The 25,501-nt window shown below is 73.8% G+C and carries 21 protein-coding genes and 1 pseudogene; 3 read left to right on the top strand and 19 right to left on the bottom strand.

Annotation, left to right across the window (positions count from 1 at the left end; all coding sequences use genetic code 11):
• Position 1 precedes the first annotated feature (1 nt).
• The 7 genes from N8I86_RS30475 to N8I86_RS30445 form a co-directional block, all read right to left on the bottom strand.
• The gene (locus N8I86_RS30475) at positions 2 to 259 is read right to left on the bottom strand and encodes a gas vesicle protein GvpG (protein WP_073891776.1); all 258 of its coding nucleotides are present in this window, start codon (positions 257 to 259) and stop codon (positions 2 to 4) included.
• 29 nt (positions 260 to 288) lie between these two features.
• Positions 289 to 1,059, bottom strand: coding sequence for a GvpL/GvpF family gas vesicle protein (locus tag N8I86_RS30470; protein ID WP_073891778.1), 771 nt, complete (start codon positions 1,057 to 1,059; stop codon positions 289 to 291).
• Positions 1,056 to 1,490, bottom strand: a complete 435-nt coding sequence (locus N8I86_RS30465; protein WP_073892207.1) for a gas vesicle structural protein GvpA — start codon at positions 1,488 to 1,490, stop codon at positions 1,056 to 1,058. The genes N8I86_RS30470 and N8I86_RS30465 overlap by 4 nt, the downstream gene beginning before the upstream one ends.
• A gap of 60 nt (positions 1,491 to 1,550) precedes the next feature.
• Positions 1,551 to 1,970: a gas vesicle protein GvpO gene (locus tag N8I86_RS30460; RefSeq protein WP_073891780.1), complete on the bottom strand. Its 420-nt coding sequence runs from the start codon at positions 1,968 to 1,970 to the stop codon at positions 1,551 to 1,553.
• A 76-nt stretch (positions 1,971 to 2,046) separates the two neighbouring features.
• On the bottom strand, positions 2,047 to 3,009 hold the full coding sequence (ligD, locus tag N8I86_RS30455) for a non-homologous end-joining DNA ligase (RefSeq protein ID WP_263279187.1): 963 nt from the start codon (positions 3,007 to 3,009) through the stop codon (positions 2,047 to 2,049).
• The gene (locus N8I86_RS30450) at positions 3,006 to 4,853 is read right to left on the bottom strand and encodes a transketolase (protein WP_263279186.1); all 1,848 of its coding nucleotides are present in this window, start codon (positions 4,851 to 4,853) and stop codon (positions 3,006 to 3,008) included. The genes ligD and N8I86_RS30450 overlap by 4 nt, the downstream gene beginning before the upstream one ends.
• Positions 4,854 to 5,175: 322 nt before the next feature.
• Positions 5,176 to 6,579 carry an NAD(P)/FAD-dependent oxidoreductase gene (locus N8I86_RS30445; RefSeq protein ID WP_185091650.1) on the bottom strand — a complete coding sequence of 468 codons (1,404 nt, stop codon included), beginning with the start codon at positions 6,577 to 6,579 and terminating at the stop codon, positions 5,176 to 5,178.
• A 222-nt stretch (positions 6,580 to 6,801) separates the two neighbouring features.
• On the opposite strand from N8I86_RS30445, the gene N8I86_RS30440 reads away from it, so the two are divergent.
• On the top strand, positions 6,802 to 7,758 hold the full coding sequence (locus N8I86_RS30440) for an LLM class F420-dependent oxidoreductase (protein ID WP_073891786.1): 957 nt from the start codon (positions 6,802 to 6,804) through the stop codon (positions 7,756 to 7,758).
• Between the two features lie 396 nt (positions 7,759 to 8,154).
• On the opposite strand, the pseudogene N8I86_RS39460 reads toward N8I86_RS30440, so the two are convergent.
• Positions 8,155 to 8,364: pseudogene (locus N8I86_RS39460) on the bottom strand (phage holin family protein); the annotation flags it as partial.
• 81 nt (positions 8,365 to 8,445) lie between these two features.
• Between N8I86_RS39460 and N8I86_RS30430 the strand changes: the two are divergent.
• Positions 8,446 to 8,793: a VOC family protein gene (locus N8I86_RS30430; RefSeq protein ID WP_073891791.1), complete on the top strand. Its 348-nt coding sequence runs from the start codon at positions 8,446 to 8,448 to the stop codon at positions 8,791 to 8,793.
• 5 nt (positions 8,794 to 8,798) lie between these two features.
• On the opposite strand, the gene N8I86_RS30425 is transcribed toward N8I86_RS30430, so the two are convergent.
• The 11 genes from N8I86_RS30425 to N8I86_RS30375 form a co-directional block, all read right to left on the bottom strand.
• Positions 8,799 to 10,760: a DUF5107 domain-containing protein gene (locus N8I86_RS30425; protein WP_263279185.1), complete on the bottom strand. Its 1,962-nt coding sequence runs from the start codon at positions 10,758 to 10,760 to the stop codon at positions 8,799 to 8,801.
• A gap of 40 nt (positions 10,761 to 10,800) precedes the next feature.
• The gene (locus N8I86_RS30420; protein WP_263279184.1) at positions 10,801 to 11,700 is read right to left on the bottom strand and encodes an arginase family protein; all 900 of its coding nucleotides are present in this window, start codon (positions 11,698 to 11,700) and stop codon (positions 10,801 to 10,803) included.
• Between the two features lie 82 nt (positions 11,701 to 11,782).
• Positions 11,783 to 12,334: a GNAT family N-acetyltransferase gene (locus N8I86_RS30415; RefSeq protein ID WP_263279183.1), complete on the bottom strand. Its 552-nt coding sequence runs from the start codon at positions 12,332 to 12,334 to the stop codon at positions 11,783 to 11,785.
• 82 nt (positions 12,335 to 12,416) lie between these two features.
• On the bottom strand, positions 12,417 to 13,340 hold the full coding sequence (locus N8I86_RS30410) for a S66 peptidase family protein (RefSeq protein ID WP_263279182.1): 924 nt from the start codon (positions 13,338 to 13,340) through the stop codon (positions 12,417 to 12,419).
• On the bottom strand, positions 13,337 to 15,304 hold the full coding sequence (locus N8I86_RS30405; protein ID WP_263279181.1) for a prolyl oligopeptidase family serine peptidase: 1,968 nt from the start codon (positions 15,302 to 15,304) through the stop codon (positions 13,337 to 13,339). The genes N8I86_RS30410 and N8I86_RS30405 overlap by 4 nt, the downstream gene beginning before the upstream one ends.
• Before the next feature lie 3 nt (positions 15,305 to 15,307).
• On the bottom strand, positions 15,308 to 16,612 hold the full coding sequence (locus tag N8I86_RS30400; RefSeq protein WP_123440225.1) for a M20/M25/M40 family metallo-hydrolase: 1,305 nt from the start codon (positions 16,610 to 16,612) through the stop codon (positions 15,308 to 15,310).
• Complete coding sequence (locus N8I86_RS30395) at positions 16,605 to 17,438, bottom strand: M55 family metallopeptidase (protein ID WP_263279180.1); 834 nt, start codon at positions 17,436 to 17,438, stop codon at positions 16,605 to 16,607. Before N8I86_RS30395 ends, N8I86_RS30400 begins: the two co-directional genes overlap by 8 nt.
• A gap of 267 nt (positions 17,439 to 17,705) precedes the next feature.
• On the bottom strand, positions 17,706 to 18,425 hold the full coding sequence (locus N8I86_RS30390) for a class I SAM-dependent methyltransferase (RefSeq protein ID WP_073891813.1): 720 nt from the start codon (positions 18,423 to 18,425) through the stop codon (positions 17,706 to 17,708).
• A gap of 139 nt (positions 18,426 to 18,564) precedes the next feature.
• Positions 18,565 to 21,009, bottom strand: a complete 2,445-nt coding sequence (locus N8I86_RS30385; protein WP_263279179.1) for an ATP-binding SpoIIE family protein phosphatase — start codon at positions 21,007 to 21,009, stop codon at positions 18,565 to 18,567.
• Between the two features lie 143 nt (positions 21,010 to 21,152).
• Entirely contained in the window at positions 21,153 to 23,639 is a 2,487-nt protein-coding gene (locus tag N8I86_RS30380; protein WP_263279178.1) for an MFS transporter, read from the bottom strand.
• Between the two features lie 152 nt (positions 23,640 to 23,791).
• Positions 23,792 to 24,235, bottom strand: coding sequence for an SRPBCC family protein (locus tag N8I86_RS30375; protein ID WP_073891822.1), 444 nt, complete (start codon positions 24,233 to 24,235; stop codon positions 23,792 to 23,794).
• 134 nt (positions 24,236 to 24,369) lie between these two features.
• Here N8I86_RS30375 and N8I86_RS30370 point away from each other — a divergent pair, with 134 nt between their 5' ends.
• Entirely contained in the window at positions 24,370 to 25,422 is a 1,053-nt protein-coding gene (locus tag N8I86_RS30370; protein WP_123440221.1) for an Rv2578c family radical SAM protein, read from the top strand.
• Positions 25,423 to 25,501 lie beyond the last annotated feature (79 nt).

Here is a 25,501-nt window from a genome sequence, read left to right as displayed (position 1 = left end):
GTCACGTCCCGTTGCCTGTGGTGGTGCCGGAGCTCAGCGCGGTCTCCAGCCGGTCGAGCAGTTCGTCCTCGCGCCGGTCGAACTCCTCCTCGGTGATCTCGCCCGCCTCCAACTGCTCCTCGAGGCGGGCGAGTTCGGCCCGTACGGTGGCGGGGTCGTAGTAGATCCGTTCCGCCTCGCGGAGCACCTGCCTGATGGCCCACGCACTGCCGCGCACGGGCGCGAACGGCAGCAGCAGTACTTCGCCGATCAGTCCCACGGTGTTCTCCTTCCGCTCGGGCCGGTGCGCTACTGCGCGCCGGCGTCCGCGCCGGCCGTGCTGCCGGCGGGCTCGGCGGGGCCGGGCTCGACGAAGCTGTACGGCGGCAGCGGACCGTTGACCCGAAGGTCGAGGTGGGTGTGGCTGCCGCGGACCTGTTCGACGGCGGCCAGGAAGCGCTCGGCCGTGTCGCGGGCGACCAGGAACGACACGTTGACCAGCCAGCCGGTGGACTCGGGGCCCACGCTGACCGCGGCGGCGGTCGGCGTCAGCGCGCTCTGCACCTCGCTCGCGTCCTGGGCCTCCCGGGCCTTCACGGCGGCCGCGACCATCTCACCGAGGCGGATCTTGTCGTCGTAACTGCCGCCACCGGACTTGCGGTTGGCCTCGGCGAGCGAACGCACCTCCGCGTTCTCGGCCATCACCAGGTGCAGCACGGCCTCTTCGACGTGCGTGGCCTTGACGTTGTACTCGACCTTGCCGTCGAGTTCGCGCAGCCGTTCCTGGTAGTGCTCCGAGCGCTCGGTGAGCACCTGCGTGACGGAGTCGTCGTCGTCGGCGACGCTCCCGAAGCGCATCGGCAGGATGCAGCCGGCCGCGCCGGTCTCGGCGAGTACGTTCTGGTGGGCGAGCAGGTCCCTGCGCTTGGGCCGCAGGTCCTCCGGGGCGTCGCTGACCACGGCGGCGAGGGGGCCGGCCGAGAGGATCCGGACCGGGCGGGCCGGTTCGCCCACACCGGTCATGCCCTCGGGCAGTTCCGGGTGCGAACTCGCGGTGATCCCGTAGACGTACGTGCTCACTCCTGCTCCTCCTTACGACGGCGCGCCGGAGCCTTGCGGGCGCGCGGCCGGGACTCGGACTCCGACTCCGACTCGCCCTCGCGGGCCTGGCTGAAGGCGTCGGATATCGTCTGCGCGGCGCCGGAGAGGGCTCCCTTGGACTTGCCGCGGGCGCCGGACTCGGTGACCTCGCCGACGATCTCGGGCAGGCCGGGGCTCTTCTTGGGCCCGGATTCCAGGTCGAGGCGGTTGCACGCCTCGGCGAAGCGCAGATAGGTGTCCACGCTGGCCACGACGACCCGGACGTCGATCTTCAGGATCTCGATGCCGACCAGGGAGACACGCACGAACGCATCGATGACGAGCCCCCGGTCCAGGACCAGCTCAAGTACGTCGTAGAGGCCACTGCTGCCGCCTCCGCCTCCGGTCTGCTGTGCCGGAACAACAGTCATGCCGGACATTCCTCCTCGTACGTAGTCGGTTTCTTCGTGAGTGGGGTCGCGGGCGGCGGCCTAACGGCCGCGCGCGTCGGCCCTTCCGCGTTCGTAGCGGCGGACGCGCCGGTAGCCGGTGAGCTGGCCCTCCGGGTCGAGCTCGACCTGGTAAGTCGCCAGCAGACTCATGGTGTCGGGCACCCGCTCGAGTTCGAGGACCTCGACCTCCAGCGACCACCCTTCCTCGGTCTGCTCGAACGAGGACACCGACTCCGGTACCAGACCGGTGAGTTCGGCGAGCTGGGCACGCGCCTCGCGCAGCACCTCCATGAGGGGCGGACGCCGGTTGCCGCCCGCCGCGCGCCTGTCCGTGCTGCCCTGCGGCTCTTCCGCTTCCGTCTCTTCCGCCTCTTCCGTCTCTTCCGTCTCTTCCACGTCCCGGGAGTCTTGGGGCTCCCGTGAACCCTGTGATCGGGATGTGCTCTTTGTGTTCGACATGGCCACCTCTCCCTGCGTGTGGCCGCCACATCCATGGCCAAACCTCAAGCGCGGAAGGCATACCGCGAACGGGCCGTCATGCCTGGTCGGAATGGATGTCCGCGTCACCACGCAGCGTCGCCAAACGGCTTCGCGCGGTGTTCAGGGACCGCCCGCGGACCGGCAGTGCGGCCCAGGGTTCCGTACGCGCCTGGTCCACGGCGTCGGCGATCGTCCAGTGGCGGGCATTCGTGCCCGGTTCGTCCACCTGTTCCCAGGCTAGGGGCACCGCGACGGGCGCGCCCGGCAGGGCGCGCACCGTGTAGGGGGCGACGGCGGTCTGGGCGTAGCCGTTGCGCTGCACGTCGAGGTACAGCCGGCCGCCGCGGTCGCTCTTGCGGGCCGCGGTGGTGAGCCGGTCGGGATGCCGGGACTCGGCGACCTCGGCCACCTCGTGGGCGAACCGCCGGACCTCGTCGAAGTCCTGGCGGCCGTCCAGCGGGGTGACCAGGTGCAGCCCGCGCGATCCGGTGGTCATCGGCGCGGCGGGCAGCCCCAGCTCGTCCAGCAGCTCGCGCAGCCATCCGGCGGCCTGCCGCACCGCCGCGAAGTCGTCACCGGGCGGGTCGAGGTCGAACACCAGCCGGTCCGGGTGGTCGAGCCCGCCCGCGCGGTCGGTGCGCGAGAGCCAGCGGTGCAGGGTCAGACACGCCTGGTCGGCCAGGAACAGCAGGGTGGCCGTGTCGTCGCAGACGACGTGCGTCACCGTGCCGCCCTCCTTGGCGACCTCGGCCCGCCCGATCCAGTCCGGGTAGTGGTCCGGCGTGTTCTTCTGCATGAACCGGGGCCCGTCGACGCCGTCCGGATGCCTCTCCAGCATCAGCGGACGGCCCCGGACGTGCGGCAGCAGCCAGGGCGCGACGGCCCGGTAGTAGTCGGCGAGGTCTCCCTTGGTGTACTCCGCGACGCCCGCACCGCCCGGGAAGAGCACCTTGCCGGGCCGCTGGATCCGTACCGTGCGGCGGCCCGCCCGGACGGTCCTGGCGTCGCCGGGGCTCATCGCACGACCGCCTCCTCCACCAGCAGCTTCGCGGCCGCCGCGATACCGGCGGCGTCGATGCCGGCCGCGTGCAACTGCTCGTCGGGGGCGGCCGATCCCGGCATCACGCGCACCGCGAGCCGGACCAGCCGGGGTACGGGCCCGCCGTCGGCGAACGCCTCCGCCACGGCGTCACCGAGCCCGCCCTCGGGGTGGTGGTCCTCGACGGTGAGCAGGCAGCCGGTCTCCTGCGCGGCCCGGCGCAGGGTCTCCTCGTCCACGGGCTTCACGGAGTACAGGTCGACGACCCGCACCCGGATGCCGTCCTCGGCCAGCCGGTCGGCGGCGGCCAGCGCCTCGGGCACGGTGACCCCGGCCGCGACGACGGTCAGCCGGTCGTCCTCCGAGGAGCGCAGCGTCTTGCTGCCGCCGACCGGGAACTCCTCGTCGGGACCGTAGACGACCGGGCTCTTGCCCCGGGAGGTGCGCAGGTAGCGGACGCCGTCCAGGCCGGCCATCGCCCCGACCAGCCTGGCGGTCTGGTTGGCGTCGCACGGGTACAGCACGGTCGAGCCGTACACGGCACGGAACATCGCCAGGTCCTCGAGGCCCATCTGCGAGGGCCCGTCCTGCCCGATGGAGACACCGGCGTGCGAGCCGACCAGGTTGAGACCGGAGCCGCTGATGGAGGCCATCCGCACGAAATCGTAGGCACGGCTGAGGAACGCGGCGAACGTGGAGGCGAACGGCACCCAGCCCCGCGCGGCCATGCCGACGGCCGCGGCGACGAGCTGCTGCTCGGCGATGTAGCACTCGAAGAACCGGTCGGGGTGGGCCTTGGCGAACTCCTCGGTCCGGGTGGAGTCGCCGACCTCGCCGTCCAGGGCGACGACGTCGCCGCGGGCGCTGCCGAGCGCGGCGAGGGCCGCGCCGAAGGCGTCGCGGGTGGCGACCTCGTCCCCCTGGTCGTAGCGCGGGAGCTGGAGGACGTCGGTGGTGGCCGAGCGCAGCACGGCGGCGGCCGGCGGCTCGCTGACGCGGACGTGCACGTCGCGCGGTCCGCCGAGTTCGGCGATGGCCTCCTCGGCGTCCGGCAGCGGCTTGCCGTGCAGTCCCTCGCGGTCCTCGACGGCCGCCACGCCCTTGCCCTTGAGGGTGCGGGCGAGGATCACGGTGGGCTGTCCCGTGGTGGACAGCGCCTCCCCGTACGCGCGGTCGATCTTGTCGACGTCGTGCCCGTCGATCTCGACGGTGTGCCAGCCGAAGGCCTGGAAGCGGCGGGCGTAGGCGTCCAGGTCGTGGCCGTGCCGGGTGGGGCCGCGCTGCCCGAGCCGGTTGACGTCGACGATCGCGATCAGGTTGTCCAGGTTCTCGTGCCCGGCGTGCTCGGCGGCCTCCCAGACCGATCCCTCCGCCAGTTCGCTGTCGCCGCACAGCACCCACACCCGGTAGTCGACGCGGTCCAGCCGCTTTCCGGCGAGGGCGATGCCCACGCCGACCGGGAGGCCCTGGCCGAGGGAGCCGGTGGCCGTCTCCACCCAGGGCAGGCGCCGCGGGGTGGGGTGGCCCTCCAGCCGGCTGCCCAGCTTGCGGAAGGTCAGCATCTCGCCGTCCTCGACGGCGCCGGCGGCCTTGTAGGCGGCGTACAGCAGCGGCGAGGCGTGGCCCTTGGACAGGACGAAGCGGTCGTTGGCGGGGTGTTCGGGGCGCTCGAAGTCGTAGCGCAGATGGTTCGCCAGCAGGACCGCCATCAGGTCGGCCGCGGACATCGAGGACGTGGGATGCCCGGACCCCGCGGCGGCGGCCGCACGTACGCTGTCGACGCGCAACTGCTGTCCCAGTTCGGCGAGTTCGGCGGTGTTCATGTGTCTCCTCGGTCTCCTTGCGCAGAGTCGTCGGGGTGGGGGCGGTCCACGGGGCCGGGGGAATCGGTCCGCCTGACCGGGCCGGGGGCGGGATGGCCGGGCGCCGTGTGCTCCGGCCGGTTCCCGGCGGGCTCCGCGCCCGGCTGGTTCTTCGCCGGTTCACCGCCCGGCTGGTTCCTCGCGGGCTCACCGCCCGGCTGGTTCCTCGCGGGCTCACCGCCCGGCTGGTTCCTCGCGGGCTCACCGCCCGGCTGGTTCCTCGCGGGCTCACCGCCCGGCTGGTTCTTCGCCGGCTCGGTGCTCCGCCGGTACGGCTGCTTCGTCATGAGGTCGCCTCCTTGCCGTCCGGCCCGGTACCGGACGCCGGCGGCGCCCCGGAGTCCGGGCCCTTCGCGGTCCGCTCCCCCGTGCGGTCCGGTCCGCCCGGTACCCGCGCCAGCTCGGGTGAAGCCGTGTCGAGGGGAACCGACCACGCCCGTACGAGCCCGAGCTGGACGCCCTGGCGCGGCAGTACGGCGTCCAGCAGCCAGTCGGCGGCGACCCGGACGCGGTTGCCGGGCAGCGAGGCCAGGTGGTAGCCGCGGGTGACCGCGCCGGCCGCCGCGCCGGACAGCGGGACGCCGAAGGGGTTGGCGGCGGCCCGGATCCCGCCCAGGTCGACGGCGAAACCGAGGTCGCGGTGGCGGTACGGGCGCCGCCGCCGGCCGAGGCCGAGCGAGGCGGCCACGTTCTCCCCCGCCACCCGGCCCTGCCGCCAGGCGTGCTGGGCCGTCATCGACGTGAACTGCCCGGGCCGTTGCAGATCCGGTACGGCGGCCGCGTCCCCGCAGGCGAACACCTCGGGGCGGCCCGGCACCTGCAGATACGGGTCCACGATCAGCCGGCCCCGCTCCAGCGGCTGCCCCACGGCCTCCACCAGGGGATCGGGCCGTACGCCCACGCACCACACCAGCGTCCGGGAGGCGACGAACTCGCCGTCCGTCAGCAGCACCCCGTCCCGGGTGGCCTCCTTCACCGACGTCCCCATCCGTACGTCCACGCCCCGCGCGCGCAGCACGCGGTCGGCCGTACGGGACAGCCGCTCGTCCATCTCCGGCAGCACCCGGGGCGCCACGTCCAGCAGGATCCAGCGCGGCCGCACACCGGCCGGCAGCGGGCTGTGGCGGGCCAGCCGGTCGGTGAGCATCTTCAGGTGGGCGGCCACCTCGGTGCCGGTGTACCCGGCGCCGACCACGACGAAGGTGCACCGGGCCGCGCTGGTGGCGGGGTCGTCGTCCGCCGCGGCCAGTTCCACCTGCCGGGTGACGTGGTCGCGCAGGTAGAGCGCCTCGGGCAGGCCGCGGAAGCCGTGCGCGTGCTCGGCGACCCCGGGGATGGGCAGCAGTTTGTTCACGCTGCCGACGGCGAGCACCAGGCGCTCGTAGCCGAGGGTGCCCGTGCCGCCCTCCGGATCGGTGTAGTGGACGGTCTGCCCGTCGAGGTCGACCCGGCCGGCCTCGCCGAGCACCGTCCGCACCCCGCGCAGGGTGCCGGGCAGCGACACGGTGACCCTGCGGGCCTCCAGGACGCCGGACGCGACCTGGGGCAGCAGGGGCAGGTACAGGAAGTAGTCGGTCGGGTTCAGCAGGATGATCTCGGCCCGGTTCCGGGTCAGGCGGGCCAGGGTGCGGGCAGCCCGGTACCCGGCGAAACCGGCGCCGACGATCACGACGCGAGGTCGACTCACGGTGCGCCTCCGGCAGTGTGGCTCGTCCCAGGTTTTCCGCGTAACCGGGGCCGGGGCACCCAAACGCCGGGCGGGTCACCCGTACGCGGGTCGGAGCACCCGAACGCCGTCCCGCGGGACCCCGCGCGCCCGGCAGCGGCGGCGTTTCGCCCGGTCGCGTCCGGTTACCCGGCCGGGGACCGTTCGAAGACCCCCTGCCGATGCTCCCGCGGAGGTGCCCCCATGCCCGAGTACGGCTATTTCCTGGCGAGCGAGGAACACGACCCCGCCGGTCTCGTCGAGCAGGCCCGGATGGCCGAACAGGCCGGCTTCCAGGCGCTGTGGATCTCCGACCACTTCCACCCGTGGAACGACGCGCAGGGGCAGAGCCCCTTCGTGTGGTCGGTGATCGGCGCGCTGTCCGAGGCGGTGTCGCTGCCCATCGAGACGGCGGTGACCTGCCCGACCGTGCGGATGCACCCGGCGGTGGTGGCGCAGGCGGCGGCGACGAGCGCGGTGATGACCGAGGGCCGCTTCCGGCTCGGCGTCGGCACCGGCGAGGCGCTGAACGAGCACATCCTGGGCGACCGTTGGCCGCCGCTGCACGTGCGCCTGGAGATGCTGGAGGAGTCGATCCAGGTGATGCGCCGGCTGTTCACCGGCGAGGAGGTCGACCACCACGGGAAGCACTACACGGTGGAGAACGCCCGCCTCTACACCGTCCCCGACGAACCCGTGCCGATCGACATCTCCGGCTTCGGCCCGAAGGCCACCTCGCTCGCCGCCCGGGTGGGCGACGGCTACATCACGATGATGCCGGAGGAGGAGATGGTCACCAAGTACCGCAAGGGCGGCGGCGGGGCCAAGCTGGTCAGCGGCGGGACGAAGGTCTGCTACGGCACGGACCGCGACGCCTGCGTCCGTACGGTGCACGGGCTCTGGTACAACGAGCTGCTGCCCGGCGAGATGGGCCAGGTGCTGCCCTCACCGCGGCACTTCGAGCAGCTGCACGAGCTGGTCACCGAGGACATGGTGCGGGAGAAAGTGGTCTGCGGGGACGACGCCGAACAGCACGTGTCGGCGCTGCGGGCGTACGCGGACGCCGGGTTCGACCGGGTGTACGTGAACCAGATCGGGGCGGATCAGCGGGGGTTCTTCGACTTCTACCGCACGAAGGTGCTGCCGCGGCTCGGCGAGTGAGGGGCGGGTCGGTACCGGTGCGTTTCCGGGTGCCGGTGCGCTGTGGCCCTTCGCGCAGTTCCCCGCGCCCCTGAGGCCGGTCGGCCCGGCCTCGGGCGAAGGGCCCCGGCCACTCCTGGTGGCCGGGGCCCTTCGCCTTCCGGTGCTGTGCTGTTCGTCAGGCCCGGTGGTGGGGGCCGCCGGGGTCCGTGGGGGCGGGGGCGGGGGGTCCGTCGGCATCGGGGGATAGGGCATGCCGAGACCGCTGGGCGGGCCGGGCGGCGGCGTGCCTCCGACCACGTGGTGCGGCGCGTGCGGCGCGTGGTGCTGCCCGTGGCCCGGGCGTGCGGCACCGCGCAGCAGGAAGGCCGCCACGCCCATGATCGCCGCGGTGATCAGCGCGGCCGCCCAGCCGGGGAGGCCGATCGCGAGGGCCAGGCCGACGGCCAGGGCCACCGCGGCGCCCGCGTAGAGAGCGGTGGCACCGGAGGCGGCGTAGAGCATGGCGGTGCGGCGTTGCTTGCGGCTCTGCTCGCGCAGTTCGTCGCGTACCGTCTCGCGTGCCACCTGTGCCAGCTCTTCGACAAGGTGCTTGTCCAGATGTTCCAGGTGATCCAAACGGTCCATGTCCTGCGTCTACCCGGTGGGAACAGCGGGTAACGCCCAGGACCCTGCGCCGCCGGCGCCGCCCCAACTAGGCTCGGGCGCATGGAGATTCTGGGCGCCTCGCTGCGCATCTGCGTCGACGACATCGACACCGCGATCCCGTTCTACGAGCGTCTGGCGGGCGGCAGAGCGCAGCGCTTCGACCGCGGCGGGGTCCAGGTCGCCGCCGTCGGCTCCTTCCTGCTGATGAGCGGCCCGGAAGCGGAACTGGAGATTCTGCGCCGGGTGACCGCGACGATCGCGGTCGAGGACGTGGAGGAGGCCCACCGGCTGCTGACCGACCTCGGCGCCCGGGTCCTCGCCGGGCCGGTGCCGACGCCCGCGGGCCGCAACCTCCTCGCGATGCATCCCGACGGATCGGTCTTCGAGTACGTCGACCAGCGGGGCTGACCCGGTCAGACCGGATCCGGCCGCATCCGGAAGTCGTACCGGCCGGGCAGCGGCTCGTCGCCGAGGCGGGCCCACAGCCGGCCGATCACGTCCGCGCCCTCCCGGAGGTCGGCGACCTCGAAGTCCTCGTCGAAGACGGCCCTGGCCCGCGCGCGGCTGCCCTCGGCCAGCAGCAGTTCCGCGTGGAGCAGCCGGAACCGGCCGCGCTGCCGTACGGCGGGCAGCAGCCGGTCCCACACGGCCCGTGCCTGCGCCGTGCGCCGGGCCCGGAGCAGTGCCTCGAGGGCCTCGCGGCCGAGCGCGGCGACGGCGGCCGTCCAGACCTCGCCGTCGTCGCGGCGCTCGCGGCACAGGTCGTCGAAGGCGTCCGCGTACCGCTCGGCGGCCCGCTCGTGGTGCCCGGCCTCCTGGTCGGCGACGGCCAGGCAGCGCAGCAGGGGCCAGAGGGAGGGCGCCAGCGGCAGGGCGCGTTCCCAGCTGCGGACCGCCTGGGCGCGGTCGCCTGCGTGCCACTGGGCGACGCCGAGGTGGTACTCGGTGTGCGGGGTCGCCGGGGCCGTCTCCAGCATGTCCCGCCAGTGCGGCGCGACCAGGGTCTCACCGGGCGGCCGCACCCGGCGCGGCTCGGGCAGGGATCCGGTGCGCAGCAGCTCCCGCCAGGGCGCCTGCGCCTCGCCGAGGGTGGACTCGGGGAACGGGGTGCCCGGCAGTTTCCAGTCGGCGCGCAGTACCTCGAGCGCGCCCCAGCCGGAGCCGACGGCCAGGGTCTGAGCGGGTTCGGTGTCGGCGCACGGCTTCCAGGCGGCGTACGCCTCCTCGACCCGGGTGCGGGGCAGTGCCGACGCGAGCCGCCCCTCCGCCTCCCGGACGGCCTCGGTCCACTCCCCGCCGGGCGGGGCGCCGAGCGGCCCGTACGCCTCCAGCCAGGACACCTCGCTCTCCGCCTCCAGCCGGACGTGCTCCAGCTGGGTGCGGGCGAGTCCGGCCTGGATCTCGCAGTAGCCGCCGGTGCCGGGCTCGGTCAGCCACTGCTGCCAGCGCCGGCCGCCGGGTCCGGCGCCCCACACGAAGAGCTTGCGGCCGCGCAGTACGTCGGTGGAGGTCTGCACCAGGCCGTGCCCGTCCGCGTCCAGCGCGGCGATCCAGCGGCGGCGGCCGTCCGGCACCTCGTAGAAGTAGTCGGCGGCGTACGGGCTGTTCGCCGGGTAGGTGCGGTCGACACCGTCGTACGACGGGACGGGCACGCGGCGCAGCCGGCGCTCGTAGCCGAAGAACCAGGCCTCCTCGGCGGGGGCGAGGACCCTGACGTCCTCGGGGACGGCGATGTTGGACCACCAGTAGGTGGCCACCGGCCGCTCGTGGGGGTTGCGGATCCGGGCGCCGACGTAGAGGAAGTCGGAGCCCTCCGGCAGCCACAGGTCGACCTGGAAGGGCAGGTCGCGCAGCCGCTCCCACTCCCACAGGCGCAGCATCTCGCCGCCGTCGGGGGCGGGGACGCGGGCGGCGTGCAGGGGGGCGCAGGAAAGAGTGGTGTGGCCGGTGGCGCCGATGTTCCATTCGATGCCGCCGGAGTACCAGGCGCCGTTGAGGGCGAAGTTGGCGGGCTGGAACACCGGGTTGCGGTAGAGGAGTTCGCGTCCGGTGGGCAGGTGGAGCAGGGAGGCGATCCGGCCGCCGAGGCCCGGCAGGACGGTGGCGCGCAGCCGGTCGTTCTCGATGACCAGCGCCTCGACCCGGCGGGGTTCGCGGGTCCTGCCGTAACCGTCGCGGACACGGACCGGCAGCAGGCCGGCCAGGGGTTCGAGGCCGAGCTGGCGGGCCATGTCGCGGGGCATCTCCTCCCGGTCACGGTCGTCGATGCGGTGGACCTCGTCGAGCGGGCGCAGCGGGGGCAGCGGGTTGTCGGCCCCCAACCGCGCGGCGGGCAGGGTCAGTACCTCACGTCGGATCCTCGTCACGACGACCATGGAACCCGGCGGGGCGGGACTCGGCCAGGGGAGCTGCCGGTCAGGATTGCGCAAAGGCGGCCACGACCAGGTCGGCCAGGAGCGCGCCCGCCGTGCCGTCGGGGTCCAGGTCGGGGTCGTAGATGGTGATGTTGAGGCCCACGCAGCGCGGTGCGGCGAGCAACGGGCGCAGCAGCCGCTCCAGTTCGCCGGGCAGCAGGCCGTCCGGGTCGGGGCTGTCGACGGCCGGCATCACGCTCGGGTCGAGGACGTCGGCGTCGAGGTGGACCCAGAAGCCGTCGAGTCCCGGTGCCCCGAAGGCCTCGACGGCGGCCCGGGCGACCGCGTCGGGGCTCTCGGCGCGCAGGTCGCCGACGGTGGCGACGGACATCTTCAGCGCGGCGAGCTCGGCCGTGTCGTCGGTGTAGGCGTCGCGGATGCCGAAGAACCGTACGTCCTCGTCCCTGAGGTAGGGGCCGAGGCCCTCCAGGTCGCTCAGGTCGGCCTGGCCGCGGCCGGTGGCGAGGGCGACCTCCTCGCCGCCCGCGGCGCCGATCCGGTCGGAGTTGCCGGGGTGCCGGAAGTCGTGCGAGGCGTCGACGGCGGCGAGCCCGTACCGGCCGATGCGGCGCAGGGCGAGGGAGGCGCCGAGCTGGATCGAGCAGTCGCCGCCGAGGACGACGGGGAACTCCCCCGCACGCACGTGGTGTTCGATGCGGTCGGCGAGCTTGACGGTGTACGCGGCGAGCGCGGCGGCGTTGAAGACGCCGTCGCCCTCCTGCCAGTCGCCGCGGTCGTAGCGCGGCGGTACGACCACCCCGCCCTCGCGGGCGCCGAGCCGCCGCGGGAGGCGCTGCTCCCTGAGGGCGCCCGCCAGCTTGTAGCAGCCCGGGACGGTGCCGGGAGCGGGTGGGCGCAGGCCCAGGTTGGAGGGGGCGTCGAGCACGACGAGCGTTCGCATGGCGGCCTTCCTCGGCGGGACTTCCTGGCGGGTCTGCGGCGGCCGGTCCTCCCCGGCGGCTCCTCCGTGACCGGTGACGGGATCAGCCGCCGGGGCGCATCTCGGCGGTGAGGGCCCAGCGTTCGTGGTCGCGCCAGGCGCCGTCGATGTAGATCATGCGGGGCGAGAAGCCCTCCAGGCGGAAGCCGGCGCCCCGGGCCAGGGCGATGGAGGCGGTGTTCTCGGGCTGCGCGTTGATCTCCAGGCGGTGCAGGCCCAGCGGCCCGAACGCGTACCCGATCACCAGGTCCAGGCCCTCCCGCATCAGCCCCCGTCCGGCGGCGTGGGCGAAGGCGCCGTAGCCGAGGGCGCCGCACTGGAAGCCGCCCCGGACGATGTTGTTGATGTTGATGAACCCGGCGAGGTCACCGCTGTCCTTCTCGCACACCAGGAAGCCGGCCTTGGACGGGTCCTCGATCAGCCGGTCCGCGTAGGCCGCGTAGGCCTCGTCGGTGTCCGGCGGGAACAGCCACGGCCGGTGCAGGTCCTTGCTCTCCTGGGCCCGCGCGGTGAACTCGGGTCCGTCCTCGGCGGTGAAGTGGCGGACGGCCACGCGGGGGCCCTCGGCGAGGTGGCGGGGGGTGGAGTGGGGCATCCGGCCAGCCTACGGCGTCGCCGCCTCCGGTGCGCCGGGATTTCCCGGCCCCGGCGCCGCGGGGCGTCGCGCGGTCCGGGGCTCAGCGCAGGGCGGGCCGGTCCAGGGTCAGCGTGGCGGCGCCGGCGTCCAGTTCCGCCGTCGCCCCGAAGGGGATCGTCAGGGCGCCCGCGCAGTGGCCGAAGCCGAAGTCCTCCACGACCGGCACCCCGAGCGCGCCGAGCCGGTCGGCCAGCAGGGGACGCACCTCCGTGTACTCGGCGCAGTTCTCCCAGGAGCCGAGCAGGACCCCGCGCACGCCGTCCAGCCAGCCCGCGCGCAGGAGGTGGGTGAGGTACCGGTCCAGCCGGTACGTCTCCTCGCCCACGTCCTCCAGGCACAGCAGCCCGCCGGCCGCCGAGGCGCGGGCGTGCGGGGTGCCGAGTTCCGCGGCGAGCAGGCACAGACAGCCGCCGAGGGTGACGCCACGGGCCCGGCCGGGCACCAGGGCCGTGCCGCCGGACGCGATGGTGCGCACGGTCTCCGGGGCGAAGAGCGTGGCCCGCAGGTGCTCCTGGGCCCGGGTGTTCTTGACGAAGTCGATGCCGGCCGCCATCGGCCCGTGCAGCGTGGCGAGTCCCAGGCGGGTGGCGAAGGCCTCGTGCAGGACGGTGATGTCGCTGAAGCCGACGAAGACCTTGGGGCCGGCCGCGCGCATCGCCTCCCAGTCGAGCAGGTCGACCATGCGCTGCACCCCGTACCCGCCGCGGGCGCAGAGCACCGCGTCCACGGCGGGGTCGCACCACGCGTTCTGGAAGTCGGCGGCCCGGTCGGCGTCCGTGCCCGCCAGGTAGCCGAAGTCGCGGTGCCGGTCCAGGACATGGGGTGCGACGACCGGGTCGAGGTCCCAGCCGCGCAGCACGTCGAGCCCGGCCTGGAGCCGCTCCTCGGGCACCGGCCCGCTGGGGGCGACGACGGCCACCCGGGCGCCGGGGGCGAGCCGGGCGGGCCGCAGCAGTTCTCTCACGTGCGCAAATCCACCTTCGGGACCTCGGGGACCGGCTCCAGTCCGAACACCTGGGCGTACAGGGACAGTTCCGCCTCCAGGGCGCGGACCATCGTCTCGGCCCGACGGAACCCGTGCCCCTCCCCGGCGAAGGTGAGGTAGGCGTGCGGTACGCCCCGGCCGTCGATGCGGGCGAGGAGGCGCTCGCACTGGGCGGGCGGGCAGATGACGTCGTCCAGGCCCTGGAGCAGCAGGAACGGCACGCCGATCCGGTCGGCGTGGGCGGTCGGCGAGCGTTCGGCGTAGCGGGCCGGCACCTCGGTGAGCGGGCCGATCAGCGACTCCAGGTAGCGGGACTCGAAGTCGTGGGTCTCCCCCGGCCCCCAGGTGGCCAGGTCCAGGACCGGGTAGAGGATGGTGCCGCAGGCGTACAGGTCGGTGGTGGTCAGGGAGGAGGCGGTGGTCCAGCCGCCCGCGCTGCCGCCCCGGATCGCGAGGCGGGCGGGGTCGGCGGTGCCCTCGTCGGCGAGGGCACGGGCGACGGCCGCGCAGTCCTCGACGTCGACCACGCCCCACTGTTCGCGCAGCCGCTCGCGGTAGGCCCGGCCGTAACCGGTGGAGCCGCCGTAGTTCACCTCGGCGACGCCGATGCCCCGGGAGGTGAAGTAGGCGACCTCCAGGTCCAGTACGAGCGGGACGCGGCTGGTGGGGCCGCCGTGCGCCCAGATGACGTAGGGCGGCAGCTCGCCGTCGGGTGCGGTCCGTTCGGGGTGGTGCGGCGGGTAGACGTGGGCGTGCACCTCGCGCCCGTCCGGCCCGGTGAAGACCCGGATCTGCGGTTCGGGGTAGTACGCGGGGTCGACGGGGTCCTCGTGCGGGGCGCCGATCGGGCGGGCGCGTCCGCTCCTGGTGTCCAGCTCGATCACCTCGTAGGCGGTGCGCGGGCTGGCGCCGACGGCGACGACCCGCTCCCCGTGCGCGGTGAGGCCGGCGGTGAACTCGGTCCAGGGTCCGGCGGCGTCGACGAGCTCGCCGGTCTCGGGGTCGAGTATGCCGAGTATCGTCGCGCCCTTGCCGTGCACGACCGCGATCAGCCCGCTGTCCAGCGGCGCGAACCAGCGCAGGCCGAGCTGCCAGAGGGCGCCGCCGAACTCCTCCTCGCGCGGGCACAGCGGCGTGCCGTCGCGGTAGAGGTTCCACCAGCCGCTGCGGTCGCTCGCGTACAGGAGCCTGCCGTCCGCGCTCCACTCGACCTGTGCGACCGCTTCCCGGGGCCCGCCCGCGACCGTGCGCGCGTCGCGCAGGGTGCCGTCGTCGGCGACCTCCGCCACGAGCAGCTCCGTGCCGTCCCAGGGCATCCGGGGGTGGTCCCAGGTGAGCCAGGCGGCCCGCCGGCCGTCCGGCGACAGCTTGGCCCCGGTGACGAACCGCTGCCGCTCGGGGGTGAGTTCGCGGACGGCGCCGCGGTCGTCGGCGGCGGAGCCGTCGAGCGGTACGGCGGCGAGGACGCGCCGCACGTCGTCGGGTCCCTCGCCGGTGAACTCCTCCAGCACGCACCACACTTCGCCGCGTTCGAGGTGGATCTGCGGCTCGACCCAGCGCAGTCCGCCGCCCACCGCGGAGTGGGGGGTCAGCGGGCGCGGCTCGCCGCCCGGCTCGAAGAGGTACAGCCGCTGGTCGGCGAAGTGCGTGAACACGGCGAGCGGCCGGCCGTCGCGCATCACCCCGGACCAGGGGCGGCCGCCGTACTCGATGACCCGGCTGCGCACGTTCCACGGCGCGGGCAGCACCGGCTCCTCGCCGCCGTCGGCCCGCCGCCGCACCAGTGCCCGGCGGCCGCCCTCGGCGGGCCGGGGCTCGGTCCACCAGATCTCGTCGCCGACGACCCCCACCCAGTCCGGCCGGCCGTCGTGCGCGGCGGCCAGCGCCGCGTCCACGGGCGAAGGCCACGATCCGTACGGTGACTTGAGCACCTCGTCCCCCATCGTCTACGCCGTCCGCAGGAAGCGGTCGAGCACCTGCACACCGAAGTGCAGCGCCGTCACGGGCACCCGCTCGTCGACCCCGTGGAACAGCGCCTGGTAGTCGAATCCCTCGGGCAGCTTCAGCGGGGCGAAACCGTACCCGGTGATGCCGAGCCGCGAGAACTGCTTGGCGTCCGTGCCGCCGGACATGCAGTACGGCACCACGTGCCCCTCGGGCGCGAACTCCTCCACGGCGGACCGCATCTTCGCGAAGACCGGCGCGTCCACGGGGGCCTCCAGGGCCACCTCGCGGTGCGCGAACTCCCAGCTCACGTCCGGGCCGACCAGCCGGTCGAGGGTCGCGCGGAACTCGTCCTCGGCGCCCGCCAGATAGCGTCCGTCGACGAAGGCGACCGCCTCGCCCGGGATGACGTTCAGCTTGTAACCGGCTTCCAGCATCGTCGGGTTGGCGCTGTTGCGGACGGTGGCGTCGACCAGCTTGCCGGCCGGCCCGAGCTTCTCCAGCAGCCGGTCCACGTCGGTGAAGTCGGGCTCGATGCCGTAGAGCGCGGCGAGTTCGGCGAGCGCGGCGCGCACGGTCGGGGTCAGCCGGAGCGGCCACTCGTGCTCGCCGAGGCGGGTGACGGCCGCGGCGAGCCGGGTGACCGCGTTCTCGTTGTTGACCTTGGAACCGTGCCCGGCCCGGCCGCGCGCGGTGAGCTTGAGCCAGCCGGTGCCCCGCTCCCCCGCCGCGATGGGGTAGATCTGCCGGCCGGCGCCGTCGTGGAAGGTGAACGCGCCGGACTCGCTGACGCCCTCGGTGCAGCCCTCGAACAGTTCCGGGTGCCGGTCCGCGAGGAACCCGGAGCCGTCCTCGGCGCTGGCCTCCTCGTCCGCGGTGAACGCGATGACGAGGTCCCGGCGGGGCCGTACGCCCTGCCGGGCCCAGGACCTGAGGACGGCCAGGATCATCGCGTCCATGTTCTTCATGTCGACGGCGCCCCGGCCCCACACCACCCCGTCGCGGATCTCACCGGAGAAGGGGGGCACGCTCCAGTCGGCGGCCTCGGCCGGGACGACGTCCAGGTGGCCGTGGACCAGCAGCGCGTCGGCGGACGGGTCGGTGCCGGCGACCCGGGCGACGACATTGGTGCGGCCCGGGGTCCGCTCCAGCATCAGCGGTTCCAGACCGGCCCCGGCCAGCCGCTCGGCCGCGTACTCGGCGGCGGGCCGCTCCCGGCAGTCCCCGCCGCCCCGGTTGGTGGTGTCGATCCGGATCAGGCCTGAGGTGAACTCCACGACCTCGTCCAGGGCCTGCTGGTCAGCCATACTGCTCCTCCACGGCGGCAGAGACGATCGTGGTGACCGCCTTGAACGTCCTGATCCCCTCGTACATCCCGGCGCTGGTGTAGGCCACCTTCCGTTCCCCGGTCCGGGCGACGCCGGGGACGACGGTCGCGGCCATCGCCAGATGCTCCGCGTCGAACTCCAGGGCGATCGTGTGCGGCCCGGCGCGCACGGGTTCGGCGCGGACCGCGAGCCGTGCGGCCTCCTTGGCGGCGGCCCGGATGTCGGCCGCGGTGCGGGCCGGGGTGCGGCACACGGCCGCGTACCGGGACACATGGTCCTTCACGGCGACCTTCAGCGCCTCGGGCGCGTAGCCGAGCGCGTCCTCGCAGGCCACGTCGTCGCCGGTGACGAGCACGACGGGAACGCCGTACTCGGCGACGACGCGGGCGTTCAGCAGGCCCTCGCTGGCGCGGACGTCGTCCAGCCAGACCCCGGTCAGCTGGTTCGCCAGATAGGTGTGGGCGAGGACGCCGTCCATGCCCGCGCCCGCGTGGTAGCCGACGAAGGCGATGCCGTCCACGTCACCGTGCTGGACGCCCTCCACCATGGACAGCGACTTGTGCCGCCCCGTGAGCATCTCGACCCGCTCGTCGAGCCGCTCAAGGAGCAGGTTGCGCATGGACCAGTGGGCCTCGTTGACGAGCACCTCGTCGGCGCCGCCGTCGAAGAATCCTTGCGCGGCGGCGTTCACGTCGGAGGTGAACATCGACCGGCACCGCTCCCACTGCGGCGTCCCCGGCAGCACGTCGGCCGGCCAGGTGACGCCCGTGGCCCCCTCCATGTCGGCACTGATGAGGATCTTCATGCTGCGTCACGTTACGCGCCGACGGGCGCCCAGGCTACGACCCCGACCTCGCGAAACGACCGCCGCAGGCCACTGCCGTGCCGGACCCGGATCCCGAGGTGCCCGGCCGCCTGCGAGGCGCGGTGCGCCGGCGAACCGGTGGGGCGGCAGCGGCCGGAGAGGCGCTCTTCCCGGCGCACGACGGCCACCGCCGGCGGGTGCGCGGAGCGGATGGCCGTGGCCGCCGCTCCGCGCACTCCAGATGCCGGTCCGGGCGCGGGGCCGGGGTCAGGCGCCGGCGAGGACGAACCAGTGGGCCGGCAGGTCGATACGGGTGCCGTCCGCCAGGTTCTCGGTCTGCGGCAGGGCGGTCTCCCCCTCGGCGAGGATCTTCAGGCCCGCCTCGGTCAGCAGCCGGGGGATCTCCGCGTCGTCGGCGTCGGCGGGCTTGAGCCCGTGGTGGAAGACGCGCTGGAGCTTGGGACCCGGGCCGCCCGGATCGGACGCGGCGCGCTGGAGCACGTCCCGGGAGCCGGAGGTGAGCTCGACGACGAACGCCCGGCCCTCGGCGCCGATGATCTCGGCGACGGCGGCGGCGACCGCGGGGCGCGCGGCCGGTTCGCTCTGGTGGATGACGGCGCGCATGTAGACGTTGCTGTCGCCGAGCCGCTCGTGCAGGGCGCGGACGGCGCCGGTGTCGGTGAGGTCGAGCTGCTGGAACTCGACGGTGCCGGCGCTCTCGGCGCGGCGGGCGTGCTCGACGGCGGCGTGCGAGAGGTCGACACCCACGGCGCGCGCGAACCGGGTGGCCAGGTAGCGGGTCTGGGTGCCGTTGCCGCAGCCGAGGTCGACGATGGTGCGGGCGGGGTCGGCGTGCGGCAGGAGGAGGGCGCTGTGGGGTTCGGCGCTGAGGGAGGGATCGGCGTCCCAGATCGCCTCGCCCCGGCCCTCGGCGGTCTCGCTCCAGTAACTCTCCCACGCGTTGCGGTAGTTGTCCGAGACGTTCATGCGCTCTCCCCACGGTCGGTTCCGTGATCGGGATATCGCGTCGAAGTCGCCTCGGGCAAGGGGTGGGGAACCACGTTCACCGGATGTACGGGATCCGGTGGAGCGAGGGGCGTGCGACACGGTGCCGCACGCCCTCCGTTCAGCGAGTGCCGGTCAGGGTCTGCTCGAACCAGACGGTCTTGCGGTGTCCGCTGGTGCTGGCACCCCACTCCCGGGCGAGCCGGCTGACCACCCGCAGTCCGCGGCCGGACTCGTCGAGAGGGCCGGCACTCAGCATGGCGGGCAGGGCGGGCTCGTCGTCGGTGACCTCGAACAGCAGCGCGTCGGTGCGGACCACGCGCAGCCCGATCCGGTCGCCGTGCGCGTGCCGTACGGCGTTGGTGACGACCTCGCTGACCAGCAGCTCGGCCGTCTCCACCGCATGGGGCAGGCACCACGTGAGGAGCCGTTCGCGCACCAGGCGGCGGGCCCGGGGCACCGCGAGCGGCTCGGCGTCGAGCCGCCATTCGGCGACGTGATCGTCGGGAATGCCGTTGAGGCGGGCCATGAGCAGGGCGACGTCGTCCTTGCGGCCGCCGCGCGTGTTGAGGGCGCGGATGATGGTGTCGCACGCGTCGTCCATCGAGGCGGCCGGGTGCGCGGCGGACTCGCAGAGCGCGGCGAGACCCTCGCCGATGTCGGAGCCGCGCACCTCGACCAGGCCGTCGGTGCACAGCACCAGACGGTCGCCGGCGGCGACCCGGATGCGGACGGCCTCGAAGGGGACGCCACCGACGCCTATGGGCGCGCCGGTGGGCAGGTCGAGCAGTTCGCTGCTGCCGTCCTCGGCGCGGACCAGGACCGGCGGGATGTGGCCCGCGTTGGCGAGGGTCAGCTCGCCGCGGATCGGGTCGTAGACCGCGTACAGGCAGGTGGCGAGGTAGTTCTCGCCGAGCCGGCGGGCCAGGTCGTCGAGGTTGCGCAGCAGCTGGGCCGGCGGGGTCTCCATGGTGGCCATGGTCTGTACGGCGGTGCGCAACTGGCCCATCATCGCCGCCGAGTTCAGGCCGTGGCCCATGACGTCGCCGACCACGAGGGCGGTGCGCGAACCGGGCAGCTTGATGGTGTCGAACCAGTCGCCGCCGATCCGGCCGAGCCGGGTGCCGGGCAGGTAGCGGGTGGCGACGTCGCACCCGGCCATCCGCGGGTTCACCTGCGGCAGCATGCTGTCCTGGAGGGTGTCGGCGACGTTCTCCTGGTACGTGTACATGCGGGCGTTGTCGAGCACGAGGCCGGCGCGGGCGGCGAGTTCGGCGCCGGTGGTGCGGTCCATGTCGTCGAAGGCGGGGCGGTCCGGGCGGCGCATCAGCACCATGAAGCCGAGGACGACGTTGCGTGCCTTGAGCGGGACGATCAGCAGGGAGCGGCCGCCGATGAGGGGCCGGAGATCGCGCTTCTCGAACTCCCCGGCGATGCGCTCGGACAGCTCCTCGGTGACCCTCGGGACGACGACGGGCTCGCCGGTGACCATGCACTTGTAGAAGGGGGTGTGCTCGGGGAAGGCGAAGGCCTCGCCGACCGGCACGGTGTCGTCCCAGCGGCCCGGTTCGTCGTTGTGCTCGACCCAGACGCGGAACATCACCGTGCTCGCGTCGGGCGGTCCGTCCGGGAAGCCCTCGCCGGCCAGGACCGCGGCGCGCAGGTGGGTGCCCGCGAAGTCCGCGAAACGGGGGACGGCGGCGCTGGTCACCTCGCGGATGGTCTCGCCGAGGTCGAGGGAGGTGCCGATGCCGGAGCTGACCTCGTTGAGGAACTCCAGCCGCTCGCGGACGGCGGCGTACTCCAGGTCCAGCTCGGCTCCGGCCGGGACCAGGGCGGCCGCCGCCCGCTCCCGCGGCGCGACGGCCTCGACGCGCGCACGGCGGGGCACACCCCAGTACGGGGTCACGGGCACCCGGTCATACTGGCTGAACTCCAGGACCGGGTAGCCCAGTTCGAGGACCTGGGAGACGATGCGGCCGCTCAGCCCCGGCCCCATGTTGGGCAGGATCTCGGGCAGCCGCCGCTCCAGCTCGTCGAAGGCGGGCAGTTCGGTGTGGCGGGCGAAGCCGGGCGAGATGCGTTCGGCGGTCTCGTCGTCGTAGCCCCGCTCCTCGCGGAGCCGGGTGGCGTCCGCGGCGAGCACCAGCAGCCGGAAGGAGCCGGGCCCGACCAGCGGGTAGGCCCACCAGAGCACGTCGAGCCGCTCACCGTCGGCCGGCTGCTCGTACGGGACGAGACGGGCGCGGCCCGCCGTGGCGTACGAGGTCCGGCCGCCGAGCGAGGACTCCAGGTCGGGGCCGAGCGCGTCGTACGCCTCGTAGGCGTCCGGCATCGGCTCGCCGTGCAGGTCGTCGGCGAGGGCGCCGGAGACCGGCAGCAGGTCGGCCGCGGAGCGCCCGACCGCTTCCTCCCGGCCCACACCGAACAGCCGCCGCGCACCGCTGCTCCAGTGGGAGACGAGGCCGTCGCGGTCGACGACGACCACGGCCAGCGGAATCCGGCCGGCCGCCGTGTCGCCGGTGTCGCGCCCGGGAGCTGTGTCCCGCTCGCTGCCACGGTCCATGGCCCAGGCCCTCTCTCCCCACGGCTGTTCGCAAACGATCTGTGCCGCCCGCCACTACGGTAAGGCGGCGGCCGGTGGCGATGTGTGGCAATCCGGGAATTGGTGCCGCCCGATCGCACCGGCGCGCGGCCCCGTGCGCCCGCTCAGTCCTCGTGCCCCAGTTGCAGGTCCCGCTCCGTGCGGCCACCGCCCGCGACCTGCAGCACCGTGGCGACCGGCGGGTAACCTGCGGCGATGACGGTGTACTCGCCGGAGGAGAGATCCACGAACCGGAACGTTCCGTCGGCTCCGGTGGTGAGGGTGTCGACGACGTTGCCCGCGGCGTCGAGGAGCGTCACGCGCGCGTCCTCCACCGCGCGGCCGCCGTGGGCCCGCACGGTGCCCTTCAGCACGGCGCCGCCCGCGAGTTCGACGTCCTGCCGGGTCTCCCGGGAGGCCTGCACGGTGACGGGCAGCGCGGCGGGCCGGAAGGCGGGGGCGCTGGCGGCCAGGGTGTACTCGCCGGCGACCAGTTCGCTGATGATGTAACCGCCCTCCCGCCCGCTACGGGTGGCGGCGACGACCTCGCCGTGGACGTTGGTCAGCGTGACGGTGGCGTCCCGCACGGGGCTGCCGTCGGCGGTGAGCACGCTGCCGGCCAGTCGCCCGGCGCCACCGAGGACGACGTCGAGTTCGACCGGCCGTTCGCCGACGGTGACGGAGACGGCCTGCGGCTGGTGACCGCCGGCGGCGGCGATCAGCACGTACGCCCCGGAACCGGGGGTGCTGAGCGCGTAGCGGCCGTCCTCGCCGCTCGCGCCCCGGCCGATCTGCTGTCCGGCGACGTCGATGAGGGTGAGCGCGGCGCGGGGCACCACGGTGCCGTCGGGGTGCTGCACGGTGCCGCAGACGGGGACGCCCGCGGTGTGGGGCGTGCGGGCCGTCGGGATCGGGGCGCCGGCGCTCAGGGTCTCGGGCTCGGTTTCGGCGGTGTGGTGGGACACCAGGGGTTTCTCCTTGAGGAAGAAGGCGATGAGCAGGCCGAGGGCGAGCACCGGGACCAGGTAGAGGAAGATCCGGGGCATCGCGTCGGCGTAGGCGCGGATGTAGGCGTCGCGCAGGGCCGGGGGCAGCGCGCGCACGAGCTGCGGGGTGAGGGAGTCGGGGTCGGGCAGCGCGGTGCCCGTCCGCGGGGGCAGTTCCCGGCGCAGGGAGTCGGTGAGCCGGTCGGCGAAGAGGGTGCCGAAGACGGCCGCGCCGACGCTGCCGCCGATCTGCCGGAAGTAGTTGTTGGCGCTGGTGGCGGTGCCGAGGTCGGCGGGGCGCACGGAGTTCTGCACGGCGAGCACCAGGACGGGCATCACCAGGCCGATGCCGGCGCCGAGGACGGCCATCCAGACGCTGTAGTGCAGCCGGGGCGTGTCGGTCTCCAGCCGGGACAGCAGCCACATGCCGGCGGCGGAGACGGCGCCGCCCAGCACGGGGAAGATCTTGTAGCGGCCGGTGCGGCTGATGAGCTGCCCGCCGATGATCGAGGCGCCGACGATCCCGGCCATCATGGGCAGCATGAGCAGCCCGGACCCGGTGGCGCTGGCCCCGTCCACCATCTGCAGGAAGGTCGGCAGATAGCTGGCCGCGCCGAACAGGGCCACACCGATGACGAGCCCCACCAGGCCGCTGACGTTGAAGACGGAGTCGCGGAACAGCCGCAGCGGAATGAGGGGTTCGGCGGCGAAGCGCTCGGCGACGAGGAAGAGGACGACGGCGGCGACCGCGCCGGCCGCCAGGCCGAGGATCTGCCGGGAGTCCCACGCGTACTCGGTGCCGCCCCAACTGGTGAGCAGGACCAGGCAGGTGGAGGCGGCGGCGAGCAGCAGCGCGCCGGGCACGTCGAGCCGTCCGCGCACCACGGGCCTCGGGAGCTTCAGGACGGCGGTGACGACGGCGAGGGTGGCCAGGCCGAAGGGGACGTTGACGTAGAAGCACCAGCGCCAGGAGAGATGGTCGGTGAAATAGCCGCCGAGGAGCGGTCCCGCGACGGAGGCCAGCCCGAAGGCGGCGCCGATCAGGCCCATGTACCGGCCGCGTTCGCGGGGCGGCACGATGTCGGCGATGATCGCCTGCACGCCGATCATGAGCCCGCCCGCGCCCACGCCCTGGACCGCGCGGAAGGCGATCAGCTGGTCCATGCTCTGCGCCCGGCCGGCGAGCGCGGAGCCGACGACGAAGACGGCGATGGCGAACTGGAAGACGCCCTTGCGGCCGACCAGGTCGCCGAGCTTGCCGTACAGCGGCAGGCCGATGGTGGAGGTGAGCAGATAGGCGGTGATCGCCCAGGACATCCGGTCCAGGCCGTGCAGTTCGCCGACGATCTTCGGCAGCGCGGTGGCGACGATCATCTGGTCCAGTGCCGCGAGGAGCAGCGCGAGCATCAGCCCGACGAACACCAGCCGCACGCGGCGCGGTCCGAGCCGGGCCATGGCCGCGGCGGGCGGGGGCGCGGCGGTGAGGGTGGCGGTCTCCCCGGCACCCGGGGCACCCGGGGCACCCGGGGCACCCGGGGCACCCGCGGGACCCTCGGCCGCCCGGGGCGCCTCCCCGGCGTCCGGTGCCGCCGCCGGCTCGTGCTTCACCAGAGTCGACCCGCCCACGTACCGCTCCCCTCGTCGCACCTGTCACAATTCCCGCGTAAGGCGACAACTGCGAACAACTACGGCGAGTTACGGCACCACCGCGGAGGTGGCGGAGATCCACTCGAACCGGTGAAGGGACGCAACGCCCCTTCACCGGTGGGTGCTTGACGCTACTTCTCGACCTCGGCGGCGAGGTTGGCGAGCACGGCGTCGTAGATGCGGCCGAGGCCCTTGGGCGCGAAGGTCTTCTCGAAGAAGCCGCCGATGCCGCCGGCGCCCTTCCAGGTGGTGGTGACGACGACGCGGGAGCTGCCCTCGCCGGCGGGGGTGACCCGCCAGACGGTGACCATGGAGGAGTTGCGGTCCTTCTCGGCCAGCTCGCCGTCGGTGGGCTCGGTGACCTCCAGGAGGCAGTCGCGCACCCGCTTGCTGGTGGCCTGGAGCTTCCAGTGGACGAGGGTGCCCTCGCCGTCGCCGCCCTCGCGCACCTCGTACTCGCTGAAGTGCTCGGGCAGCAGCCGCTGCCGCGTGCCGCGGTAGTCGGCCAGGGCGTCGAACACCTTCTCCGCGTCCGCCGCGACGACCCGCTCCGTAGTGGCCTCGACCTGCGCCATTGCGTTCCTCCAGGACCTGTGTGCTCGGGGTTGGGGCAAGCCAACCACCCCGGCGCCCGGCCGCCCAAATCGGGGGTCGCACGATCATGGGAACAGATGTTCTATTGTGTGGGCAGTCCTACCGAGGAGGCGTCATGCGCTGGGAGAACCTCACCGTGGAGTCCGGGGAGCCCGCCGAGCACGGCCGGGCGGCCGATCCCGCGCTGTTCGGCGCGGAGGCCGTGACCACCCGGACGTTCGACACGCCCGAGTTCCGCGGGATCACCTTCCACGAGGTCCGGGCCCGCTCCGTACTGAACCGGGTGCCGGGCGCCTCGCGCATGCCGTTCGAGTGGACGGTCAATCCGTACCGCGGCTGCTCGCACGCGTGCGTCTACTGCTTCGCGCGCAAGACGCACAGCTACCTGGACCTGGACACCGGCATCGGGTTCGACACCCAGATCGTGGTCAAGGTGAACGCGCCCGACGTGCTGCGCCGCCAGCTCGGCTCCCGCCGCTGGACGGGCGATCACGTGGCGATGGGCACGAACGTGGACTGCTACCAGCGCGCCGAGGGCCGCTACCGGCTGATGCCGGGCATCATCTCCGCCCTCACCGAGCACGCGAACCCGTTCTCGATCCTCACCAAGGGCACCCTGATCCTGCGCGACCTGGAGCTGCTGACCCGGGCGGCCGAGGTGACCGACATCGGCGTCTCGGTCTCCGTCGGCTTCCTGGACAGCGCGCTGTGGCGCACGGTGGAGCCCGGCACCCCGGCGCCGGAGCGCCGGCTGGACGTCGTGCGCACCCTCGGGGAGCACGGCATCGGCTGCGGGGTCCTCATGGCGCCCGTGATCCCGTTCCTGAGCGACGACCCGGCCCAATTGCGGGCGACGGTACGGGCGATAGCGGCGGCCGGGGCCACCTCCGTCACCCCGCTGGCGCTGCACCTGCGGCCGGGCGCCCGGGAGTGGTTCATGGCCTGGCTCGGCCGGCACCACCCGCACCTGGTGCGCCGCTACGAGCGGCTGTACGCGGACGGCGCCTACGCGCCCAAGTGGTACCAGCGCCGGATCACCCGTCAGGTGCACGAGCTGGCGCAGGAGTACGGCATCGGACCCACGCGCGCGGGCCTGGCCCGCCGGATCCGCCCGGTGGAGCCGGAGCCGCGGGAACCGTCCGAGCCGACCCAACTCACCCTCATCTGAGAGCGTTCGAGGGCATCCCTCGGCCCATCCGGGTCAACTATGGCCGCGCCGCGTTCTCCGGGTGGCCGATTCCGGGACG

The sequence above is a fragment of the Streptomyces albidicamelliae genome (assembly GCF_025642175.1).
In the GTDB taxonomy this organism is placed as follows: domain Bacteria; phylum Actinomycetota; class Actinomycetes; order Streptomycetales; family Streptomycetaceae; genus Streptomyces; species Streptomyces albidocamelliae.
This window is presented reverse-complemented; position numbering and strand designations above follow the sequence as displayed.